This is a genomic window from Pseudomonas sp. 14P_8.1_Bac3 (genome assembly GCF_025466085.1).
Lineage (GTDB): Bacteria > Pseudomonadota > Gammaproteobacteria > Pseudomonadales > Pseudomonadaceae > Aquipseudomonas.
Genome location: NZ_JANLOD010000032.1, coordinates 128,526 through 146,617, shown reverse-complemented (window position 1 = coordinate 146,617; position 18,092 = coordinate 128,526). Strand labels below are relative to the sequence as shown.

Sequence of the window (18,092 nt, the reverse complement as noted above, 5' to 3'; positions counted from 1 at the left end):
AATCAGAAGGCCTGCCGTGCCCTGTTGATTACTTCTTCTTTTTCGGGGCGATGACCATGATCAGCTGGCGTCCTTCCATCTTAGGATGCTGTTCGACCGAACCGTACTCGAGCAAGTCACCTTCAACTCGCTTGAGGAGTTCCATCCCCAGCTCCTGGTGGGCCATCTCACGGCCGCGGAATCGCAAGGATACCTTGGCCCTGTCCCCATCACTCAGGAAACGTACCAGGTTGCGCAGTTTTACCTGGTAATCCCCTTCCTCCGTCCCTGGACGAAACTTGATTTCTTTAACCTGAATCTGCTTCTGGTTTTTCTTGGCCGCGGCAATCTGCTTCTTCTTCTCGAAGATCGATTTGCCGTAGTCCATCAGTTTGCAAACAGGGGGTACTGCATCGGCGGAAATTTCCACCAAATCCAGCTTGGCCTCTTCAGCCTTAAGAAGCGCGTCTTCAATTGACACAATCCCAAGCTGTTCACCTTCAGCCCCAATTAACCGAACCTCGCGTGCCGAGATATTCTCGTTGATCGGGGCTTTCGGTGCAGCTCGTTTATCTTGTCTCATTTCACGCTTAATAATAATTACTCCGAATCTGGGCGACCACGCCGGGAAACCGCTTGCGCGAGAAACTCAGCGAACTGGGCGACGGGCATCGAGCCCAGGTCAGCACCTTCACGAGTACGCACAGCGACAGTCTGCATCTCGACTTCCCGATCTCCGATAACCAAGAGATAGGGAACCTTGAGCAAAGTATGCTCGCGGATTTTAAAGCCGATCTTTTCATTTCTCAAGTCAGACTTGGCACGAAACCCGCTTTCGTTGAGAGTTTTTTCAACCTCGGCGGCAAAATCGGCCTGTTTGTCAGTGATGTTCATGATCACTGCCTGGGTCGGAGCCAGCCACGCAGGGAATGCACCCTCGTAGTGCTCGATCAGGATTCCGACGAAACGTTCGAAGGACCCGAGGATCGCCCGGTGCAACATGACCGGGTGCTTGCGACTGTTGTCTTCCGAGACGTATTCGGCTCCCAGACGGACAGGCAGGTTAAAATCGAGCTGCAGAGTACCACACTGCCAGACGCGGCCCAGGCAATCTTTCAGCGAGAACTCGATCTTCGGACCGTAGAATGCACCCTCGCCCGGCTGCAGATCGTACGGCAGGCCAGCGCTGTCAAGGGCTGCAGCCAATGCCGCTTCAGCGCGATCCCACAACTCGTCGGACCCGACGCGTTTTTCCGGACGAGTGGACAGCTTCATCTCGACTTCCTTGAAGCCGAAATCAGCGTAGACGTCCATCGTCAGCTTGATGAACGCGGCGGATTCTGCCTGCATCTGCTCTTCCGTGCAGAAGATGTGGGCATCGTCCTGAGTGAACGCACGCACACGCATGATGCCGTGCAAAGCACCCGATGGCTCGTTACGGTGGCAGGCACCGAATTCGGCCAGGCGCATCGGCAACTCGCGGTAGCTCTTCAGGCCCTGATTGAACACTTGCACGTGGCAAGGGCAATTCATTGGCTTGATGGCGTAGTCGCGGTTTTCCGACTGAGTGGTGAACATGTTGTCGGCGTAGTTGGCCCAGTGCCCGGACTTCTCCCACAGGCTGCGATCAACGACCTGAGGCGTCTTGATCTCCAGGTAGCCGTTGTCGCGCTGAACCTTGCGCATGTACTGCTCGAGCACCTGGTACAGGGTCCAGCCATTCGGGTGCCAGAACACCATGCCCGGCGCTTCTTCCTGGGTGTGGAACAGGCCCAGGCGCTTGCCGATCTTGCGGTGATCGCGTTTTTCAGCTTCTTCGATGCGCTGGATGTAAGCCGCCAACTGCTTCTTGTCAGCCCATGCAGTGCCGTAAACGCGCTGTAACTGCTCGTTCTTGGCATCGCCACGCCAGTAGGCGCCGGACAACTTGGTCAACTTGAAAGATTTCAGGAAACGAGTGTTCGGCACGTGCGGACCGCGGCACATGTCGACGTATTCTTCGTGATAATACAGGCCCATGGCCTGCTCGTTCGGCATGTCCTCGACCAGGCGCAACTTGTAGTCTTCGCCGCGAGCCTTGAACACTTCGATCACTTCGGCGCGGGGAGTGACTTTCTTGATCACGTCGTAGTCTTTTTCGATCAGCTGCTGCATGCGCTGTTCGATGGCGGCCAGGTCGTCCGGAGTAAAAGGACGTTCGAAGGCGATGTCGTAATAGAAGCCTTCGTCGATGACCGGCCCGATCACCATTTTGGCGCTCGGGTACAACTGCTTGACCGCGTGGCCAACCAGGTGGGCGCAAGAGTGGCGAATGATCTCCAGCCCCTCTTCATCCTTTGGCGTAATGATTTGCAGCGTGGAATCGCTGTCGATGATGTCGCTGGCGTCGACCAGCTTGCCATTGACCTTACCGGCCACGGTGGCTTTGGCCAGACCTGCACCAATGGATGCGGCGACCTCGGCTACGGAAACCGGGTGATCGAATGAGCGTTGACTGCCGTCGGGAAGAGTAATAGTTGGCATGGCGCCTCCTCTCCTAGTGGTGACCCCTACCAAAGGTCACGTGGGTTGGGATGAGCCAGTACAAGATCCGATCCAGGCCATTCAATAACGAACGCCTGCCTTACAGCGGCAGGAGCCTTGCGGCCAACCGGAAACCGAACCAGAGTGACTGGGATTCAAATCAGGGTTATTCGGACATCTGCCGCCGCCAGGACTGAAGGCCTCTGGAGCTTGCGAATACCCGAGCGGGGCATGCTAGCACAGATGAACGGTCATCGCGGCGCCAAGCTTTTCTGCCGGGGCAAATCGGCCATTTTTATGACAAAGTGCTGAACTTGAATCCCGTTTCACCCCTCAGATAACAAGACATTGACCCACAAGGAGCATCTCAGCATGCGTCTGAATCGTTTGTTCGCAGTAGTCGCCCCTCTCGTCCTGCTGCTGCCGCTGACCGCCCACGCCGACTGGCCGAAGGGCGAGCGCGACAAGTACATGGCTCAGTGCACCCAGGCAGCCACTCCGCAGATCGGCGCTGCCGCCGCCAAAGCTCACTGCGCCTGTGGTGCCGATGCCATCAAGTCGTACCCAGCCAGTGACATTCAGGCACTGATGGACAACAAGGCATCACCCGAACTGCAAAAGAAAGCGCTGGATAAAATCGCAGCGTGCAGAGCCGATAACAAGGCGAAAAAATAAGCCCAAAAGGACGCTTTGCGGGCCTCAATAGCCGATGAAAAGCTTCCAAAAAGCGCTTTTTCGTACAAATTATGCAGGATTTACAGCTTTTTTTATCGTCTTTACTTTCGGCTGAAAGCCTTTTAAATCGGGGCTTTCAGCCATTCCCAGCGACAAAGAAAGCGCAACTGCAGGGCAAACAGCACGTCCGGGGGGCTCCCAAAGCGAACATTTCGACTATGATACCCCGGTGTGCCCAGTTGGCCTGAGCAGCACAGTACTACTGAAAATATATGTTTCTTGGAGATACACCATGTCTAATCGCCAAACCGGCACCGTTAAATGGTTCAACGATGAAAAAGGCTTCGGCTTCATCACTCCTCAAGGTGGCGGTGACGACCTGTTCGTACACTTCAAAGCTATCGAAAGCGACGGTTTCAAAAGCCTGAAAGAAGGCCAAACCGTTTCCTTCGTGGCTGAGAAAGGCCAAAAGGGTATGCAAGCTGCTCAAGTTCGCCCAGAGTAATTTCCAGGCGCACTAAAAAACCCCGTCCATGTGACGGGGTTTTTTATGGGTGAAGCGAAAGCCTGTCGGTGTCAGCCGCAGTTGATGCGCGTGATCACCAGGTTGTTATCGGTGTTCAGGTTCAGGCGGTCCGAGCGGTACTCCAGGGTCACCATGTCGTCAGGCTTGAGAATACGGGCATTCGCCGCGCCTGCGCGATTGCGCGCCTGTTCCAGCAGTGCGGGCGAAGCCTTTTGGCCAAGGGTGAATTCGGCAGCCTTTGCATCGCAACGACTGTGACCGGTATCCGTCGCCGTGACAGGGTCTGTTGTCGACTCGGTGGACGTACTGCTGCAACCCGCCAGCAGACTAACCGCCAACAAAGTACCCAATGACGCGAGCTTCCAAGGCATGAAGCCTCCTCTTTTCAATAGTTAAGCTGAGATCGTGCGACCGCCAATCCTGGGTTTGGTTTCACAGAGCGCGTTAGCACCCTGCCCTTACCCCGCACAATCGGCGAGTTTGCCTGAGCATCTCCTGCCGTTCATTTCCTCAATCGTGACTGAATATGAACAGTGCTCAATAAATATCAATGTAATCAAACGGCGGCGACGGCCAGTTTTCCTTTAGCGCATTGAAGATCTGCATGACCCAGACCTCATCACTGGCTGCGACCAATCCTACGTACCCTGAGCCTTTCGCCCACGTCTCAAGACGAAACAGCAGGTCATCGATGTCGGATCCGCCCACGACGCCCGATGAAATATAAGCGATACCCGCCTTGGTGACCCGCAACTGGGTGTGCTCATCATCGCTGGCACTGGCCAACAATTGCCGCACCGTTTCAAGGGTCAAACCGTCAGGCGTGTTCAAATCGATCTGCACAGCACAGTCCTTGAAAAATTATCAAAGACCAAGTGTCGCATAGCCCTTTCCTCATGCCTAAGTCGGAGTGCCAAACGTTCTGCAAAATGGTTAACTCACACCCAGACTTTCTCCAATTCACGAGCACCATCATGACCACCGTAAACATCGACGCCGACATCAAAGCCAAGTGGCCGCAAGGCCATAGCTCTTATAGCCCGGGTAGCCCGGAAGAGTTGGCGATCATTGGTATCGATCTCTTGGTCAAGGAGCTGGGGACTGAAGCCGCGCAATCCTTTATCGAGCAAGTCTTCGAGAAATATCCGTCCGACTACAAGGGCTCTGAATACAACGAGAGGGAATAACCACCCGCAGGTTGGCACCTGCGGGCGTGAGACTTATTTCAGGCGCGCCAGCCGCTGGGTCAGCAGATCGAAAAAGCCCTGAGCGTCGCCGCTTTCAACCCAGAAAGCGTTCTTCGGCGCTTTCAGCCCGTCATACCAGTCGACGACGGTTTGCCCGAAAGTCGGGCCTTCGCGACTATCAACCACAACGTTGACCGAACGGCCGGTGAACAGCTCTGGCTTGAGCAGGTAGGCAATGACAGTAGCGTCGTGTACCGGGCCTCCCGGAAGACCGTAGTGCTCCATGTCACCTTTGACGTATTCGTTGAGGATATCGCCCACCAGCTTGCTGGCGTTGTTATTCAGCGCGGCAATCTGCTTCAGACGCGCCTCGCTGGTGAGGATCTTGTGAGTCACGTCCAGCGGCAGATAGGTCAATTTGACGCCACTTTTCAGCACCACTTCCGCCGCCTGGGGATCGGCGAACAGGTTGAACTCGGCCACTGGCGTAATGTTGCCACCGTTGAAGTGGGCGCCGCCCATGATCACCACTTCCTTGATCCCTTGAACGATTTCAGGCGCCTGAATCAGCGCCAAAGCCAGGTTGGTCTGCGGCCCGAGCATGGCGATGGTGATGCTGTGGGGTTTCGCGGCTTTCAACGTATCGATCAGGTAGCTGACGGCATTGCCTTCAGCCAGACCTTTTTTCGGCTCATGTACGGTGACACCCGACAGCCCTTCCTTGCCATGAATGTTCTCGGCATAGATCGGCGTGCGCATCAGCGGTTTCGGCGCGCCCGCGTACACCGGCACTTCTTCGCGCCCGGCCCACTCACGGGCCAGCCGCGCATTGCGCGAGGTCTTGTCCAGACGCACATTGCCGGCAACGGTGGTCAGCGCGCGAACGTTCAGTTCGTCCGGCGACGCCAGTGCGAACAGCAAGGCCACCACGTCGTCAGCGCCTGGATCGGTGTCGATGATCAAGTCGATTTTTTCCGCCGCCTGGGCGCTTGTTGCGGTAATCAGGGACAAAAGCAGCAGACTCCGGAGCAAATGGTGCAGTTTCTGAGCATAGCGGTGCATGGCGCACTCCTTGTGCGTGGGAAAACGGAACGACAACGAATCAGAACGTGACGCCGGCCACCAGCACGATGTTGCAGTACGGCTGACATTCGCCTGTACGAACAATCGCCCTCGCCTGCCGGCTCAAGACTTTGAACTGTTCATGACTGAGAAACTCGCGCCGTCCCAGTGCACCCTCGGCATCCAGCTCATCCAGGGCGACCAACGCCGACGGTTGCTTGCCGAGGATTTCCTGGGCCAGCACATGACTTTCGACCTGCATTTCGCTGAGCACGACTTTCAAGGTGCTGATGAAATCCGGAATACCGTGGGTCAGGGCAAGGTCGATCAGCTCGACGCCTGGCGGCACCGGCAGGCCGGCATCGCCGATCACGACCAGGTCGCCGTGCCCCAGGGATGCAATCAGCCGCGACAACGCGACATTGAGCAGAGGTGTCTTTTTCATGGTGTCTTGAAGGCCTGTACATCGGACAAATCGGGAATTGAAGGTTGTGCCCCGGCACGGGTCACCGACAGCGCGGCGGCAACCTGACCAAAACGGATCGCGTCGCCCTCGTTTTTACCGGCCGCCAGTGCGGCAGCGAAGCCACCGACAAAAGTGTCCCCCGCCGCAGTGGTATCGACCGCCTTCACTGGCGGTGCCGGGAAGTGCTCGAAGCCGCTGCCGTTGGCAAACAGCGAGCCTTGGGCCCCCAGGGTGATGATGACCTTGCCCGCGCCCATGGCGATCAATTGGGTCGCCGCGATTTCTGCGCTGGCCAGCGAATCCACCGACAAACCACTCAGGGCCGAGGCCTCGCTTTCATTCGGGATCAGATAATCGATGGCGGCGTACCAGTCTGCCGGCAGCGGGCGACTGGCGGGGGCCGGGTTGAGAATCACGATTTTGTTCAGTTCACGGCCGCGCTTGAGCGCATGGCCGACGGTGGCATCCGGCACTTCCAGCTGACAGATAATCACATCCGCCGCCTGCAGCACCGCGTCAAAACGATCGATCACTTCTGCCGTCAGCGCGCCATTGGCACCGGCCACGATAACGATCGAATTCTGGCTGTTGTCATCGACCACGATCAGCGCCACGCCGCTGGCACCGTCGACCGTGCTGACCGCCTGACAGTCGATCCCGTCAGCCAGCAATGCCCCACGCAATGCTTCACCGTAAGCATCGCTGCCCACGCAACCGACCATCGACACCTGCGCACCAAGCCGCGCGGCCGCCACCGCCTGGTTGGCGCCCTTGCCGCCGGAGACCGTGGTAAACGACTTGCCGATCAGCGTTTCACCGCCACGGGGTAACCGCGACGCGCGCGTCACCAGGTCCATGTTCAGGCTGCCTATCACCACTACTTTTGCTGGCATACATCACTACTCATAAATGCTGTTTCAACGGAATTCGGAGAAAACACCGGCCAGCGGCGCAGTCGATTCCCGCAGGACAATACTGGGCGTCACGATCCGTTGATCAGTGGCCGTATCCGGCTTGGCGATTCTGCGCAACAGCACGCCGGCCGCCATTTCGCCAAGTTGCAGGATCGACTGCCCCACGGTGGTCAGCGCCGGGTAGACGTAACGGCTCATCTGGATATCGTCAAAACCGATCACCGACAGCTCGGTCGGTACGCGAATATTGCGCTCGGCCGCAGCGCGCAGCACACCGATGCCGATCATGTCGTTGCCGGCAAAAATGGCGCTGGGCGGGTTCTTTTCCAGCAGGATCGCGGCGGCACTGTAACCGCCGGTGCTGGTGAAGTCGCTTTCCAGCATACGATCGCGCGGCACTTCGACACCCGCCTCTTTCAAGGCGCGGCAGTAACCCGCCAGACGCATCTGCGCCACGCTGGTCCCGGCCGGGCCGCCGATGGTGGCGATATCCCGATGCCCCAACTCCAGCAGATGACGTGTCGCCAGATAAGCGCCGTATTCATGATCGATGCGCACCAGGTCGGCGTTCACGCCTTCCAGCCCGCGGTCGACGATGACCATCGGCGTGCGCACGCCGGCCAGCCCTTCCGCCAGCCCCGCATCACCACCGGCCGAAGCCACGATCAGTCCGTCGATGCGCTTTTCCAGCAATACACGCAGGTAGCTGCGCTGTTTTTCCGGGTTGTCGTCGGAGTTGCAGAGGATCACGCAATAGCCATTACGCTCGCAGTAATCCTCGATGCCCCGCGCCAGTTCGGCGAAGTATGGGTTGAGGCTGTTGGGCACCAACAGGCCGATGGTCGCCGTGGTCTTGGCTTTCAACGAGCGGGCCACGGCGCTGGGTACGTAGTCGAGGGTTTTGATCGCGGCCTCGACCTTGATCCGCACTTCCTCGCTGACCGGGCGCGTCTTGTTCACCACGTGGGAAACCGTGGTGTAGGAAATTCCCGCGAGCGCTGCCACATCCTTGATTGTTGCCATGACTCAGGTCCGCCGGCTTGCGCGCTGACTGCGATAGGTATCAAGCACCACCGCCACCACGATGACCGCGCCGGTGATGATGCGTTTGGTCGGTTCGGTCGCGCCGATTTGCGCCAGCCCGGCTGCCAGTACGGAGATGATCAGCACCCCGAAAAAGGTGCTGATGACCGAGCCACGCCCGCCCATCAGGCTGGTCCCGCCGATCACCACCGCGGCGATCACTTGTAGCTCCAGACCGGAGCCGGCATTCGGATCAGCCGCCTCCAAACGCGAAATCTGGAACAGCGCAGCGATGCCGGCCAGCAATCCCATCAGACTGAACACCAGGATCTTGTAGGGCTTCGGATTGATCCCTGCCAGACGCACGGCTTCCTCGTTGGTGCCGATGCCGATCAGGTAGCGACCGAACACCGTGCGGGTCAACACAGCCTGGGCCATGAAGATGATCAACAAGGCAATGATGAACGATGGCGAAATACCGAAGGCGATCGGGTTGGACAGCCAGGCAAAGGCATCGCCGATGTAGGCCGTGCGCGAACCGGTCATTTGGTACGCGACGCCGCGCGCCATTTCCAGTACGCCGAGGGACACGATGAACGACGGAATCCGCCAGGCCACAGTGATCGAACCGGTGATGGTTCCAGCCAGCGCAGCTGCCGCCATTCCGAGCAGCGCGGCCGGCAGGACGCTCCAGCCCCAGCCGAGAATCGCCACGCTGACCGTCGACGCCGCGAGGGCCAGCACCGAGCCCACGGACAAGTCGATGCCGCCGATGATCAACACGAACGTCATGCCGACCGCCAGCACCATCAAGTCCGGAATTTGATTGGCCAAGGTGCTGAAGGTGTCATAAGACAGGAAATGGCTGCTCAGGACCGAGAACAGCGCGACCATCGCCAGCAAGGCACCGGCCAGGCCCAGATAGGTGCCGAGGCCGTAAAAATTGCCACTACGTTTACCGGCAGACGTTGCAGTTTTCATGGAAGATCCCTAGGCGCTGCTTCGTTGAGCAACGCATCACGTTTTTGGTAGCCGGCAAAAGCGGCGGCAAGCAAGTCATCCTGGGTCCAGCTGTCGCGCTCGAACGTCTCGATCAGGCGCCCCGCCGAGAGCACGCCGATGCGGTCGCAAATCAGCATAAGCTCGCGCAGGTCACTGGACACCACCACCAGCGCCTTGCCCTGACGAGTCAGCTCACCGAGCAGGGCATAGATGTCGAATTTGGCGCCGACGTCGATGCCGCGCGTGGGTTCGTCAAACAGCAGCACCGCGCAATCCCGTTCCAGCCAACGGCCGATCACGACCTTCTGCTGGTTGCCGCCGGACAACTCCGAGACCAACTGTGTCGGGCCGGAACTGCGGATGTGCATGGCGTCGATCTGGCGCTGGGCCAGGGACATCTCGTCAGCGTTGTTGACGAAACCGGCGCTGGAAATCTCTGGCATGTTGCCCAGGGCAATGTTCGCGCTGATCGATTGGGTCAGCAGCAAACCTTCACCTTTACGGTCTTCGGTAATCAGCGCAATGCCGTGTCCGACCGCGTCCGCGGGTGAACGGATACTCACCACCTGCGCCGGCGAACCCAAGGCGACCGTGCCGCTGTCCGCGGAGTCGGCGCCGAAGATCAGCCGCAGCAGTTCAGTGCGCCCTGCCCCGATCAAACCGGAAATGCCGAAAATCTCGCCAGCGCGCACTTCGAAGGAGACGTCGCGAACCTTGTCGGCGCGGGTCAGGCCTTTGACAGTCAGTGCCGGCGCGCCGATCTTGCGCGGGCCCATGTCCATGTGTTCGCCGAGTTCACGGCCGACCATCAGCGTGACCAGTTGCTCGCTGTTGTAATTGGCCATCGGCTCGACGCAGACCAGGTTGCCGTCGCGCAACACCGCAATCCGCTGTGCCACCCGCGCCAGCTCTTCGAGGCGGTGAGAGATATAGATGATCGACACGCCGCGCGCTTGCAGACGGGTGATCTGCTCGAACAGCATCTCGACTTCACGGGCTGTCAGCATCGCAGTGGGTTCGTCGAGAATCAGCACGTGGCAATCGCCGATCAGGTTGCGGGCGATCTCGACCATTTGCTGGTGACCGATGCCCAGTTCACCGACCAGGGTGTCCGGGTCGATGGCGTCGAGCCCGACCTGAGCCATGGCCTCGATCGCCGCCTTGCGCAGTTGCTTGCGACTGATCCAGCCAGCATTGCTGGGCAAGTTATCGAGAAACAGGTTTTCCGCCACCGACAGTGTCGGCAACAGATTGAGCTCTTGCATGACCATGCGGATGCCCAGGTCTTCGGCCTGGGTACGACTGCCGGGACGGTAATCCTGACCCTGGAATTGCATCTGGCCGGTGGTCGGCGTGACCAGCCCGCCGATGATCTTCGACAGCGTGCTTTTGCCGGCGCCATTCTCGCCGGTCAGCGCCAGCACCTCGCCACGCATCAACGTCAGGTCGATGCCGGTGAGGACGGGTTGCGCATAGGTCTTGCCGATACCGCTGACCGATAGGACAGCGTTCGGGGCGGAAACTGACATAAAACTCTCCATGCGCTCGCCCGGGCGGGCGAGCACCGTTGTGTCGCCAGAGGGACTACTTGGTCACCAGCTCGACCGGAGTTTCGATGACGCCGTTGGCGCCGCCGTCGACCTTCTCGCCCTTGAGGATTTTCAGCGCCGTCTCGATGCCGAACACTGCCTGCCTGGCTGCAAACTGATCAGCGGTGGCGAGAACCCGGCCATCCTTGAGCATTGGCTTGATGGCGTTGATGTTGTCGTAGCCGACCACTTGCACCTTACCCGCCTTGCCCGCAGCACGGACCGCAGAAACGGCGCCGACTGCCATGCTGTCGTTGCCGGCCAGCAGGGCTTTGACGTCGGGGTATTCACTGAGAATCGATGCGGCGACCTTGTTGCCTTTATCGATTTCCCAGTCGCCGGATTGCAGGGACACGACCTTGATCTGCGCCGCTTCCATCGCATCCTTGAAGCCAGCAGTGCGGGCCTGGGCGTTGGTGGTGGTGGAAACACCTTCGATGATGCCGACCTCGTCACCGGCCTTCAGTTGCTTGGCCAGGTACTCACCGACCAGACGCGCGCCTTTGCGGTTGTCCGGGCCTACGAACGGAACATTGAGGTTCTTGCTTTTAACCACGGCCGGATCAAGTTGGTTGTCGATGTTGATCACGGTGATACCGGCATCGATGGCCTTCTTGATCACCGGGACCATAGCCTTGGAGTCAGCGGGTGCGATGACCAGTGCATTGACCTTGGCCAGAATCATCTGCTCGACAATGCGCGTTTGGCCCGCGGTGTCTGTTTCGTCTTTGATGCCGTTGGAGATCAGGTCGAAATCAGCGGAGTGTTCTTTCTGGTAGGCTTTGGCGCCGTCTTCCATGGTCAGGAAGAATTCGTTGGCCAAAGATTTCATGACCAGCGCTACTTTGGGTTTTTCAGGGGTTTCGGCGAAAGCCGAGGAGACGGGCAACACGACGGATGCGGCAGCCAGCATAGCGACAGCGAGAAGACGTCCAGCAAATGGCAGCTTCATGGGTTCACTCCGATCTTATGATTATTCTGAGCAACGCTTGCGCTGACGAGCGCTTCACCACATTCGCCGAGGCACTAGCCATCGACGGAGCCGCGCAAACGTTTGCGTAGACCGAACTATGAGAACCCTGTCGTCATTTGTCAACGACCGAAAACACCGTTTTTGTGTTTCGGCAAGCGTGATTTATGCCGTAGTGCTGATCAAACCACCGGTGCCGGAATCCTTGGCCAATTCCCTGACCAGATTGCCTGTGACCTCAGCCAGCGCGCCGTTGGTCTCGGCGATTTGCCCTTGAATCGACATGACCACCGCCGCCTTGGCGTCAGGCGTGGGGTAAGACGCTGCCTGCGCCGCAGCCAGTTGCTGTTGTTGTTCGCGCAGCTGCTGTTGCAGCTCCTGCATGCGCTTGAGCAACATTTTCACCGCGATGCTTTGGTTGCTGCCGCTTTCAGATTTGCTTTCGGCCGGAGTGCCGCCGCCGGTACGGACCTGAGTGCCGTCCTTCTCTTCCTCGCCACCTAACGCCAGCGTCGATGCGTCGGAGGTCGATTCGCTCAAGGCGTTGATCGTCGCCGTGGATTTACCACCGATGGTGATTCCCCCCGCGTTTGGAAAGCCAACCGAAAACGACATGTGAACTCCTGAAAGAAAAATCCTTTGAAGGGCATCGACCCGCGCGCAGATTTCTTTAGCAACGATTGCCGTCATGAAGCGTGTTATCGAATCCCGTAGCCTTTTTCGGTGAGCCGAACGCAGATACCAAAGATATTCGGAATTCCGGACAACCTGTCGTTTTGGCCATCGCGTTGAGAAGCCAAACAATTCTTACAAATCATTAGGTTAAAGGATTTTTTTTGATTCTGGATATGACTGGTATAGATCCTGCTCCCTCCCCTCCACCCCAGGCTTTCAGATTGGCCCGGGGCGCATCTAGATGAACCTGCATCAGCACCGTCTCACTACTAGAGAGAAAAATAATGACATCTGCTTTCAAGACTTTTGTTCCGGGCGCTTTGGCCCTCCTGCTGCTCCTTCCAACCGCCCTTCAGGCAAAAGAAGTCGACACCCAACAGAAACTGGCCAACGTGGTCATCCTCGCCACCGGCGGCACCATTGCCGGCGCCGGCGCCAGCGCTGCCAACAGCGCGACCTATCAGGCAGCGAAAGTCGGCATCGAACAATTGATCGCCGGGGTCCCCGAGCTGAGCCAATTGGCCAACGTTCGCGGCGAACAGGTCATGCAAATCGCGTCGGAGAGCATCACCAACGACAATTTGCTGCAGCTGGGCCGTCGTGTAGCCGAACTGGCGGACAGCAAGGACGTCGATGGCATCGTCATTACCCACGGCACCGACACCCTGGAAGAAACCGCGTACTTCCTGAACCTCGTGGAAAAAACCGACAAGCCGATCATCGTTGTAGGCTCCATGCGTCCCGGCACCGCGATGTCTGCCGACGGCATGCTGAACCTGTACAACGCCGTCGCCGTAGCTAGCAGTAAAGAGGCGCGCGGCAAAGGTGTGCTGGTGACCATGAACGATGAAATCCAGTCGGGTCGTGACGTCAGCAAGATGATCAACATCAAGACCGAAGCGTTTAAAAGTGCCTGGGGCCCGCTCGGCATGGTGGTCGAAGGAAAGTCCTACTGGTTCCGCCTGCCAGCCAAGCGCCACACCATGGATTCGGAGTTCGATATCAAGAACATCACGACTCTGCCTGACGTCGAAATCGCCTATTCCTACGGCAACGTAAGTGATACCGCCTACAAAGCGCTGGCTCAGTCCGGCGCCAAAGCCATCATCCACGCCGGCACCGGCAATGGCTCGGTGTCTTCGCGGGTCGTGCCAGCCTTGCAGGCCTTGCGCAAGGAAGGCGTGCAAATTATCCGTTCTTCCCACGTCAACGCCGGTGGTTTCGTGCTGCGTAATGCTGAACAGCCTGACGACAAGTACGATTGGGTCGTGGCGCATGACTTGAACCCGCAAAAGGCTCGCATCCTGGCCATGGTCGCGCTGACCAAGACCAATGACAGCAAAGAGCTGCAACGGATGTTCTGGGAGTATTGATTCGCCTTCGCCCCACCGACTCCGGTTGGGCACCGCTGTCTCCACTCGTCCGCTTGGGCGAGTGGTCTCTTCTCTGATAAAAAATGTCCGCCTTCCTACACCAAACTGGAAAAACCGCTGTCAGACGATTTTCTTGAATTTTAAGCAGTTGCGAAAATGCTTACAGTTAAATACTGTATGCACGTACAGCTTAATAAGGATAATTGCGTGGCTACCACCTCTGACTCTCCCGACGCTTATGCACGCATGGGTATGCGCGTTCAGAAAATCATCAATTCCCCCACCGCCCAAAAGGCCAGAGCTGCGCTGATCTTCCGCCTGCCGGATGAGCCTGTTGATGAGTGGGAACAATTGCTCGAAGAAATCGACGAGAACGACAACGTCACCCTCGCCTACCGCGACGATGGTGGTGTGCAGATTTTCTGGGTTGTGCCGAAGGAAGATTGAGTCAATGAGTGTCCGCTGGTTTGTTTTACTGTTTCTCTTTTTTGCGATGGGCGCCGAGGCTGACGCCCCACGCACCTTCAACGAAGCCAAAAAAGTCGCCTGGAAGCTGTATGCCCCGCAATCCACCGAGTTCTACTGCGGGTGCAAGTACACTGGCAACAAAGTGAACCTCTCGGCCTGCGGCTACGTACCGCGCAAAAATGCCAAGCGCGCTGCTCGCATCGAATGGGAGCATATCGTCCCGGCCTGGGAGATCGGCCATCAGCGCCAGTGCTGGCAGGCGGGAGGTCGCAAAAACTGCACGCGATACGATCCGACCTATCAGAAGGCCGAGGCCGATTTGCACAATCTGGTGCCGAGCATTGGCGAGGTGAATGGCGATCGCAGCAATTTCAGCTTTGGCTGGCTGCCGGAGCAGTCAGGCCAATACGGTTCGTGCCTGACCCAGGTCGACTTCAAGGCGAAGAAGGTCATGCCTCGCCCTTCCATTCGCGGCATGATCGCCCGAACTTACTTCTACATGAGCAAACAGTATGGATTGCGCCTGTCGAAACAGGACCGGCAACTGTACGACGCCTGGAACAAAACATATCCGGTGCAAGCCTGGGAACGACAACGCAACCAGAGCGTGGCGTGCGTGATGGGGCGCGGCAACGAGTTTGTGGGTCCGGTGGACATGAAGGCGTGCGGTTAAGCGTCGGAAGAGCATAAAAAAGGCCTCGGATTAATACCCGAGGCCTTTTTCGTTTTCGCGACGATGATGCCGTTACTGAGTCGCCGGACGCTCAATCACCAGCAATTCGATGTTCTGTTTTTTCGCGCGGGTCAGTGCAGCACGCACCTCTGCCTGTTTGGCTTCAGCTTCGGCTTGCGAACTGTATGGCCCCATCAGTATACGGGTCTGGCCGTTTTCCCTGACCACGCTGGCAATGAAACTGTGCTCGATCAGCCAACCACTCAGATCGCTGACCGCCTGAGTGATTTCACCGCGCACTTCCAGGTCCCATTGCGGCGCAGAGGCCACTGCCGGCGCTGTCGCTACAGCTGGCTGTGGCTTTGGCGCATCAGCGCTTTTGTCCTCACCGCATCCCGCCAACGCCAGTACTGCGATTACCAAAGCCATTTTGCGCACAACGCTTCCCTCTGAATACTGAAAGTGGGGATTTTAACATTCATGAATACTTCCCGAGTGCCGCAAAATGGGCTCAAAACAACGAGAATGATGGAGGCGGCCTCTGTATAGTTACGCCTTGGGAATTAATGCAGCATCTGCGCGTCAGAAAGAGGCACCCAAACCGTGAGACTTCGCACTAATCTATACATACCACCGACCTCTGCACTGTTCGAATCAGGTGCCCTACAAAGCAATCAAGGAGAAGACCATGCTGATACTCACCCGCAAAGTCGGTGAAAGCATTAACATTGGCGATGACATTACGATCACCATTCTGGGTGTAAGCGGCCAGCAAGTCAGAATCGGCATCAATGCCCCGAAGGACGTTGCGGTGCACCGTGAAGAAATTTATCAGCGCATTCAGGCTGGCCTGACCGCCCCGGACAAGCCGCAACCCTGAATCCTGCTGCAGTCAGTAGCCAGCCCGTTCATCCTGCGACCACGGCTGGCTAAAGATTCAAGCGTCCCCCCCCTCACCGCAGTCTCCCTCCCGGCACGTGAAGCCGATATTACCGGCCCATCTCACGTCATGGCTGTCGGACGTTTCGGATTAAAGCTGGAGAAGTGGGCGATCGCCCTGCGCTAACCAAACGTCACACCTCGCGCCATGCCCGTGGCCGCTACGACCATCAACAACACCAGCAAACCTTCGATATGACTGATTCGTGCGAACAACGCTGCACGGCCGGTATTGATCGCTGCGCCTCGCGCCCGCGAAGTCCGCCATTTGATCAGCGTTATCATCGGCGCAACTTCAAGCAACAGGATGAGCACGAACAGGGTCATCTTGAGATGGAACAGCGGCTGGTGAAGATAGTAATCAGTGCCTTTTTCGTACCCGCCGAAGGCTCGCATCCCACCCGTGATCAGCAGAATGACGGCAGAAACGCCCCACAGGTTATCCGCGATCAACACGCTGCGAGCCTCGCCGGTGCCAGTCGCCAGGCGCCGAAAAGCCGTACCTCGGGAGAGGACGGCCCAGAAGCCGAGGGAAAGCGCCAAGAGGTGAACCGCGGCAAGAGTCCAGTGGGCCAGCATCGAGATACTCCTGTCAGGTAAGTTGAATCAGCCTGTCAGTAGTAGTTCATTAAGCGCGGGTTTGCCTGTGACGATGCGACGGCAGTCTAAATCTCAATGACGAAAAAGCGCTCGCGGAAACTTGAAGAGTTCGTACGCGCGGCTGAAAACTTTAAAAGCTGAAGATTCGCGACGTTGCATAACAATCATTCGGCCGATTTCGACGCCAAACTCATGTGCATCCTCGCGCGACGCAAAAAGCATCGAAGGCGCTTCACCCGCCTCTCGGATCTCTTTGCCATCGAACCAAATCGAAATTTTCGTCTTGTGATGCGTTTGCAGGTTTTCCGGTTCATCCGGCCTTGTTTTGATGGGGCCGACTGCAGCGACAAGAATTTCGTAACCTAGCCAGGTCTCTTGCCTTGTAACGATTGAAAGCTGTCCTGTCATTTCCGCGTCCATTGCTTGTAAAGCTGCGGGCGCACCATACACATAAATTCAATAGATGCCAAATAGCCACCAGCCGATCGTCGCGTTGGACGGTCGGAGATCGCGCCTCAACGTAACACTTGGGCCACTCTGGTCTGGATGCACTCCTCCTGGCTTGGCTGATCGGAACTATCCGCTCAGGCGACCTTCAGTGCCTCGATAGGTACTCGTCCGTCAGCCATGAGCTGGAGATAAGCTCGCCATTTCTGAAATGCCTGTTGCTGTCTGTGGGAGGCTGCCAGCCATTCGGCACAACCGATGAGTTCGACCGGGATAGACATCATTTGCTCGGTCGCAAGATCGAGTTCATTGACGAGCTCCCGTCCATTCGGCATATCGAGAATTAGTGATCGCATAGGAACCTGTCCTTTCTGGGCTAATACATCGACTCGCTAACTGCTTGAACGTGCGCGAGTTCCGACGAACGGCTTCAAGAAAAACCGCGGCACGTTCATTGAACAGCCAATCAATCCCGCCCGACTGCACTCGCCTCATGAATCGCTCAGTGACCATGCGGCGTTGCCCCCAACTTTCGTATCACCTCTGTAGAAATATTGAATTAGCGTTTTGCCTGCCCGGTCAAGAATTATGAGCACAGCAAATCTCGCGAGGTAACGGCGATGACTATCGAAGCAGAAACACTTGTGAAGCTAACCGAAGCGCTTCAGCAGCGCGGCCTTAAACTGGTATCAGACGTTCACTTCACCCGAGCGCCGTACCGGCTGAATCACCGTTGGACTTGCACCGTCGCGTAGTCCTGCTGGCGGGGACCCGATGAGCGTTTTGCAAATCGCAGACAACAAAAAAGGGCCCACCTTTCGGTGAGCCCTTCTAGACCGCCCAGCAGAGCGGATTTTGTTTGGTAGGCGCGATTGGACTCGAACCAACGACCCCCACCATGTCAAGGTGGTGCTCTAACCAACTGAGCTACGTGCCTGCTGTGAGGCGGCATTGTACGGAATTCCGAAGGGGTGTCAACACCTTTTTTCGAGCTAACCCCA

Annotated in this window: 23 protein-coding genes and 1 tRNA gene; 7 read left to right on the top strand and 17 right to left on the bottom strand. The window is 57.5% G+C overall.

The window, feature by feature from the left end; translation table 11 throughout:
* Nucleotides 1-28: 28 nt before the first annotated feature.
* Complete coding sequence (gene infC / locus NTD84_RS10105) at nucleotides 29-580, bottom strand: translation initiation factor IF-3 (protein ID WP_172435341.1); 552 nt, start codon at nucleotides 578-580, stop codon at nucleotides 29-31.
* Nucleotides 580-2,502 carry a threonine--tRNA ligase gene (gene thrS, locus NTD84_RS10100; RefSeq protein ID WP_262164989.1) on the bottom strand — a complete coding sequence of 641 codons (1,923 nt, stop codon included), beginning with the start codon at nucleotides 2,500-2,502 and terminating at the stop codon, nucleotides 580-582. The genes infC and thrS overlap by 1 nt, the downstream gene beginning before the upstream one ends.
* Nucleotides 2,503-2,874: 372 nt before the next feature.
* Here thrS and NTD84_RS10095 point away from each other — a divergent pair, with 372 nt between their 5' ends.
* Entirely contained in the window at nucleotides 2,875-3,177 is a 303-nt protein-coding gene (locus tag NTD84_RS10095; protein WP_262164988.1) for a hypothetical protein, read from the top strand.
* A 292-nt stretch (nucleotides 3,178-3,469) separates the two neighbouring features.
* Nucleotides 3,470-3,682 (top strand): cold-shock protein, encoded by a 213-nt coding sequence (locus NTD84_RS10090; RefSeq protein WP_003179963.1) that lies wholly within the window; start codon nucleotides 3,470-3,472, stop codon nucleotides 3,680-3,682.
* Between the two features lie 71 nt (nucleotides 3,683-3,753).
* On the opposite strand, the gene NTD84_RS10085 is transcribed toward NTD84_RS10090, so the two are convergent.
* Both NTD84_RS10085 and NTD84_RS10080 read right to left on the bottom strand, forming a co-directional pair.
* Nucleotides 3,754-4,074 carry an I78 family peptidase inhibitor gene (locus NTD84_RS10085; protein WP_262164987.1) on the bottom strand — a complete coding sequence of 107 codons (321 nt, stop codon included), beginning with the start codon at nucleotides 4,072-4,074 and terminating at the stop codon, nucleotides 3,754-3,756.
* 166 nt (nucleotides 4,075-4,240) lie between these two features.
* Nucleotides 4,241-4,546 carry a hypothetical protein gene (locus NTD84_RS10080; RefSeq protein ID WP_262164986.1) on the bottom strand — a complete coding sequence of 102 codons (306 nt, stop codon included), beginning with the start codon at nucleotides 4,544-4,546 and terminating at the stop codon, nucleotides 4,241-4,243.
* Nucleotides 4,547-4,677: 131 nt separating this feature from the next.
* Here NTD84_RS10080 and NTD84_RS10075 point away from each other — a divergent pair, with 131 nt between their 5' ends.
* Nucleotides 4,678-4,890, top strand: a complete 213-nt coding sequence (locus tag NTD84_RS10075; RefSeq protein ID WP_262164985.1) for a hypothetical protein — start codon at nucleotides 4,678-4,680, stop codon at nucleotides 4,888-4,890.
* Between the two features lie 33 nt (nucleotides 4,891-4,923).
* Here NTD84_RS10075 and NTD84_RS10070 read toward each other — a convergent pair whose 3' ends face one another.
* The 8 genes from NTD84_RS10070 to NTD84_RS10035 all read right to left on the bottom strand — a co-directional run bounded on the left by NTD84_RS10070 (nucleotide 4,924) and on the right by NTD84_RS10035 (nucleotide 12,531).
* Nucleotides 4,924-5,952, bottom strand: a complete 1,029-nt coding sequence (locus NTD84_RS10070) for a nucleoside hydrolase (RefSeq protein ID WP_262164984.1) — start codon at nucleotides 5,950-5,952, stop codon at nucleotides 4,924-4,926.
* Nucleotides 5,953-5,992: 40 nt separating this feature from the next.
* Nucleotides 5,993-6,397, bottom strand: coding sequence for a D-ribose pyranase (gene rbsD / locus NTD84_RS10065; RefSeq protein ID WP_262164983.1), 405 nt, complete (start codon nucleotides 6,395-6,397; stop codon nucleotides 5,993-5,995).
* Nucleotides 6,394-7,311, bottom strand: coding sequence for a ribokinase (gene rbsK, locus NTD84_RS10060; protein WP_262164982.1), 918 nt, complete (start codon nucleotides 7,309-7,311; stop codon nucleotides 6,394-6,396). Before rbsK ends, rbsD begins: the two co-directional genes overlap by 4 nt.
* 24 nt (nucleotides 7,312-7,335) lie before the next feature.
* On the bottom strand, nucleotides 7,336-8,355 hold the full coding sequence (locus tag NTD84_RS10055) for a LacI family DNA-binding transcriptional regulator (protein ID WP_262164981.1): 1,020 nt from the start codon (nucleotides 8,353-8,355) through the stop codon (nucleotides 7,336-7,338).
* A gap of 3 nt (nucleotides 8,356-8,358) precedes the next feature.
* Nucleotides 8,359-9,336, bottom strand: a complete 978-nt coding sequence (locus tag NTD84_RS10050) for an ABC transporter permease (protein ID WP_262164980.1) — start codon at nucleotides 9,334-9,336, stop codon at nucleotides 8,359-8,361.
* Nucleotides 9,333-10,886: a sugar ABC transporter ATP-binding protein gene (locus tag NTD84_RS10045; protein WP_262164979.1), complete on the bottom strand. Its 1,554-nt coding sequence runs from the start codon at nucleotides 10,884-10,886 to the stop codon at nucleotides 9,333-9,335. The genes NTD84_RS10050 and NTD84_RS10045 overlap by 4 nt, the downstream gene beginning before the upstream one ends.
* 55 nt (nucleotides 10,887-10,941) lie before the next feature.
* Nucleotides 10,942-11,898: a sugar ABC transporter substrate-binding protein gene (locus NTD84_RS10040; RefSeq protein WP_262164978.1), complete on the bottom strand. Its 957-nt coding sequence runs from the start codon at nucleotides 11,896-11,898 to the stop codon at nucleotides 10,942-10,944.
* A gap of 183 nt (nucleotides 11,899-12,081) precedes the next feature.
* On the bottom strand, nucleotides 12,082-12,531 hold the full coding sequence (locus NTD84_RS10035) for a hypothetical protein (protein WP_262164977.1): 450 nt from the start codon (nucleotides 12,529-12,531) through the stop codon (nucleotides 12,082-12,084).
* 344 nt (nucleotides 12,532-12,875) lie between these two features.
* Here NTD84_RS10035 and NTD84_RS10030 point away from each other — a divergent pair, with 344 nt between their 5' ends.
* From NTD84_RS10030 to NTD84_RS10020, 3 genes are all read left to right on the top strand, one after another.
* Nucleotides 12,876-13,964, top strand: coding sequence for an asparaginase (locus NTD84_RS10030; RefSeq protein ID WP_262164976.1), 1,089 nt, complete (start codon nucleotides 12,876-12,878; stop codon nucleotides 13,962-13,964).
* Between the two features lie 156 nt (nucleotides 13,965-14,120).
* Entirely contained in the window at nucleotides 14,121-14,411 is a 291-nt protein-coding gene (locus NTD84_RS10025) for a DUF1654 domain-containing protein (protein ID WP_262164975.1), read from the top strand.
* A 4-nt stretch (nucleotides 14,412-14,415) separates the two neighbouring features.
* Nucleotides 14,416-15,105: an endonuclease I family protein gene (locus NTD84_RS10020; protein WP_262164974.1), complete on the top strand. Its 690-nt coding sequence runs from the start codon at nucleotides 14,416-14,418 to the stop codon at nucleotides 15,103-15,105.
* A gap of 72 nt (nucleotides 15,106-15,177) precedes the next feature.
* Here NTD84_RS10020 and NTD84_RS10015 read toward each other — a convergent pair whose 3' ends face one another.
* Nucleotides 15,178-15,543, bottom strand: coding sequence for an SPOR domain-containing protein (locus NTD84_RS10015; RefSeq protein ID WP_262164973.1), 366 nt, complete (start codon nucleotides 15,541-15,543; stop codon nucleotides 15,178-15,180).
* A 250-nt stretch (nucleotides 15,544-15,793) separates the two neighbouring features.
* Between NTD84_RS10015 and csrA the strand changes: the two genes are divergently transcribed.
* Nucleotides 15,794-15,985: a carbon storage regulator CsrA gene (gene csrA, locus NTD84_RS10010; RefSeq protein WP_017337657.1), complete on the top strand. Its 192-nt coding sequence runs from the start codon at nucleotides 15,794-15,796 to the stop codon at nucleotides 15,983-15,985.
* A gap of 182 nt (nucleotides 15,986-16,167) precedes the next feature.
* Here the strand turns inward: csrA and NTD84_RS10005 are convergent, their stop codons facing one another.
* The 4 genes from NTD84_RS10005 to NTD84_RS09990 all read right to left on the bottom strand — a co-directional run bounded on the left by NTD84_RS10005 (nucleotide 16,168) and on the right by NTD84_RS09990 (nucleotide 18,028).
* Nucleotides 16,168-16,623, bottom strand: coding sequence for a DUF2214 family protein (locus NTD84_RS10005; RefSeq protein WP_262164972.1), 456 nt, complete (start codon nucleotides 16,621-16,623; stop codon nucleotides 16,168-16,170).
* A 93-nt stretch (nucleotides 16,624-16,716) separates the two neighbouring features.
* Nucleotides 16,717-17,052, bottom strand: a complete 336-nt coding sequence (locus NTD84_RS10000; protein ID WP_262164971.1) for a hypothetical protein — start codon at nucleotides 17,050-17,052, stop codon at nucleotides 16,717-16,719.
* A 176-nt stretch (nucleotides 17,053-17,228) separates the two neighbouring features.
* Nucleotides 17,229-17,447 carry a hypothetical protein gene (locus NTD84_RS09995; protein WP_262164970.1) on the bottom strand — a complete coding sequence of 73 codons (219 nt, stop codon included), beginning with the start codon at nucleotides 17,445-17,447 and terminating at the stop codon, nucleotides 17,229-17,231.
* A 504-nt stretch (nucleotides 17,448-17,951) separates the two neighbouring features.
* Nucleotides 17,952-18,028 (bottom strand) — tRNA-Val (locus NTD84_RS09990).
* Nucleotides 18,029-18,092 lie beyond the last annotated feature (64 nt).

Excerpts from the sequence above, each read along its gene's own strand:
- NTD84_RS10020 (WP_262164974.1), top strand. The coding sequence starts at position 14,416 with ATGAGTGTCCGCTGGTTTGTTTTACTGTTTCTCTTTTTTGCGATGGGC.
- thrS (WP_262164989.1), bottom strand. The coding sequence starts at position 2,502 with ATGCCAACTATTACTCTTCCCGACGGCAGTCAACGCTCATTCGATCAC.
- NTD84_RS10005 (WP_262164972.1), bottom strand. The coding sequence starts at position 16,623 with ATGCTGGCCCACTGGACTCTTGCCGCGGTTCACCTCTTGGCGCTTTCC.
- NTD84_RS10045 (WP_262164979.1), bottom strand. The coding sequence starts at position 10,886 with ATGTCAGTTTCCGCCCCGAACGCTGTCCTATCGGTCAGCGGTATCGGC.
- rbsD (WP_262164983.1), bottom strand. The coding sequence starts at position 6,397 with ATGAAAAAGACACCTCTGCTCAATGTCGCGTTGTCGCGGCTGATTGCA.
- NTD84_RS10075 (WP_262164985.1), top strand. The coding sequence starts at position 4,678 with ATGACCACCGTAAACATCGACGCCGACATCAAAGCCAAGTGGCCGCAA.
- csrA (WP_017337657.1), top strand. The coding sequence starts at position 15,794 with ATGCTGATACTCACCCGCAAAGTCGGTGAAAGCATTAACATTGGCGAT.
- NTD84_RS10040 (WP_262164978.1), bottom strand. The coding sequence starts at position 11,898 with ATGAAGCTGCCATTTGCTGGACGTCTTCTCGCTGTCGCTATGCTGGCT.
- NTD84_RS10035 (WP_262164977.1), bottom strand. The coding sequence starts at position 12,531 with ATGTCGTTTTCGGTTGGCTTTCCAAACGCGGGGGGAATCACCATCGGT.
- NTD84_RS10025 (WP_262164975.1), top strand. The coding sequence starts at position 14,121 with ATGCTTACAGTTAAATACTGTATGCACGTACAGCTTAATAAGGATAAT.
- rbsK (WP_262164982.1), bottom strand. The coding sequence starts at position 7,311 with ATGCCAGCAAAAGTAGTGGTGATAGGCAGCCTGAACATGGACCTGGTG.
- NTD84_RS10050 (WP_262164980.1), bottom strand. The coding sequence starts at position 9,336 with ATGAAAACTGCAACGTCTGCCGGTAAACGTAGTGGCAATTTTTACGGC.
- NTD84_RS10090 (WP_003179963.1), top strand. The coding sequence starts at position 3,470 with ATGTCTAATCGCCAAACCGGCACCGTTAAATGGTTCAACGATGAAAAA.
- NTD84_RS10085 (WP_262164987.1), bottom strand. The coding sequence starts at position 4,074 with ATGCCTTGGAAGCTCGCGTCATTGGGTACTTTGTTGGCGGTTAGTCTG.
- NTD84_RS10055 (WP_262164981.1), bottom strand. The coding sequence starts at position 8,355 with ATGGCAACAATCAAGGATGTGGCAGCGCTCGCGGGAATTTCCTACACC.
- NTD84_RS10000 (WP_262164971.1), bottom strand. The coding sequence starts at position 17,052 with ATGACAGGACAGCTTTCAATCGTTACAAGGCAAGAGACCTGGCTAGGT.
- NTD84_RS10095 (WP_262164988.1), top strand. The coding sequence starts at position 2,875 with ATGCGTCTGAATCGTTTGTTCGCAGTAGTCGCCCCTCTCGTCCTGCTG.
- NTD84_RS10030 (WP_262164976.1), top strand. The coding sequence starts at position 12,876 with ATGACATCTGCTTTCAAGACTTTTGTTCCGGGCGCTTTGGCCCTCCTG.
- NTD84_RS09995 (WP_262164970.1), bottom strand. The coding sequence starts at position 17,447 with ATGCGATCACTAATTCTCGATATGCCGAATGGACGGGAGCTCGTCAAT.
- NTD84_RS10070 (WP_262164984.1), bottom strand. The coding sequence starts at position 5,952 with ATGCACCGCTATGCTCAGAAACTGCACCATTTGCTCCGGAGTCTGCTG.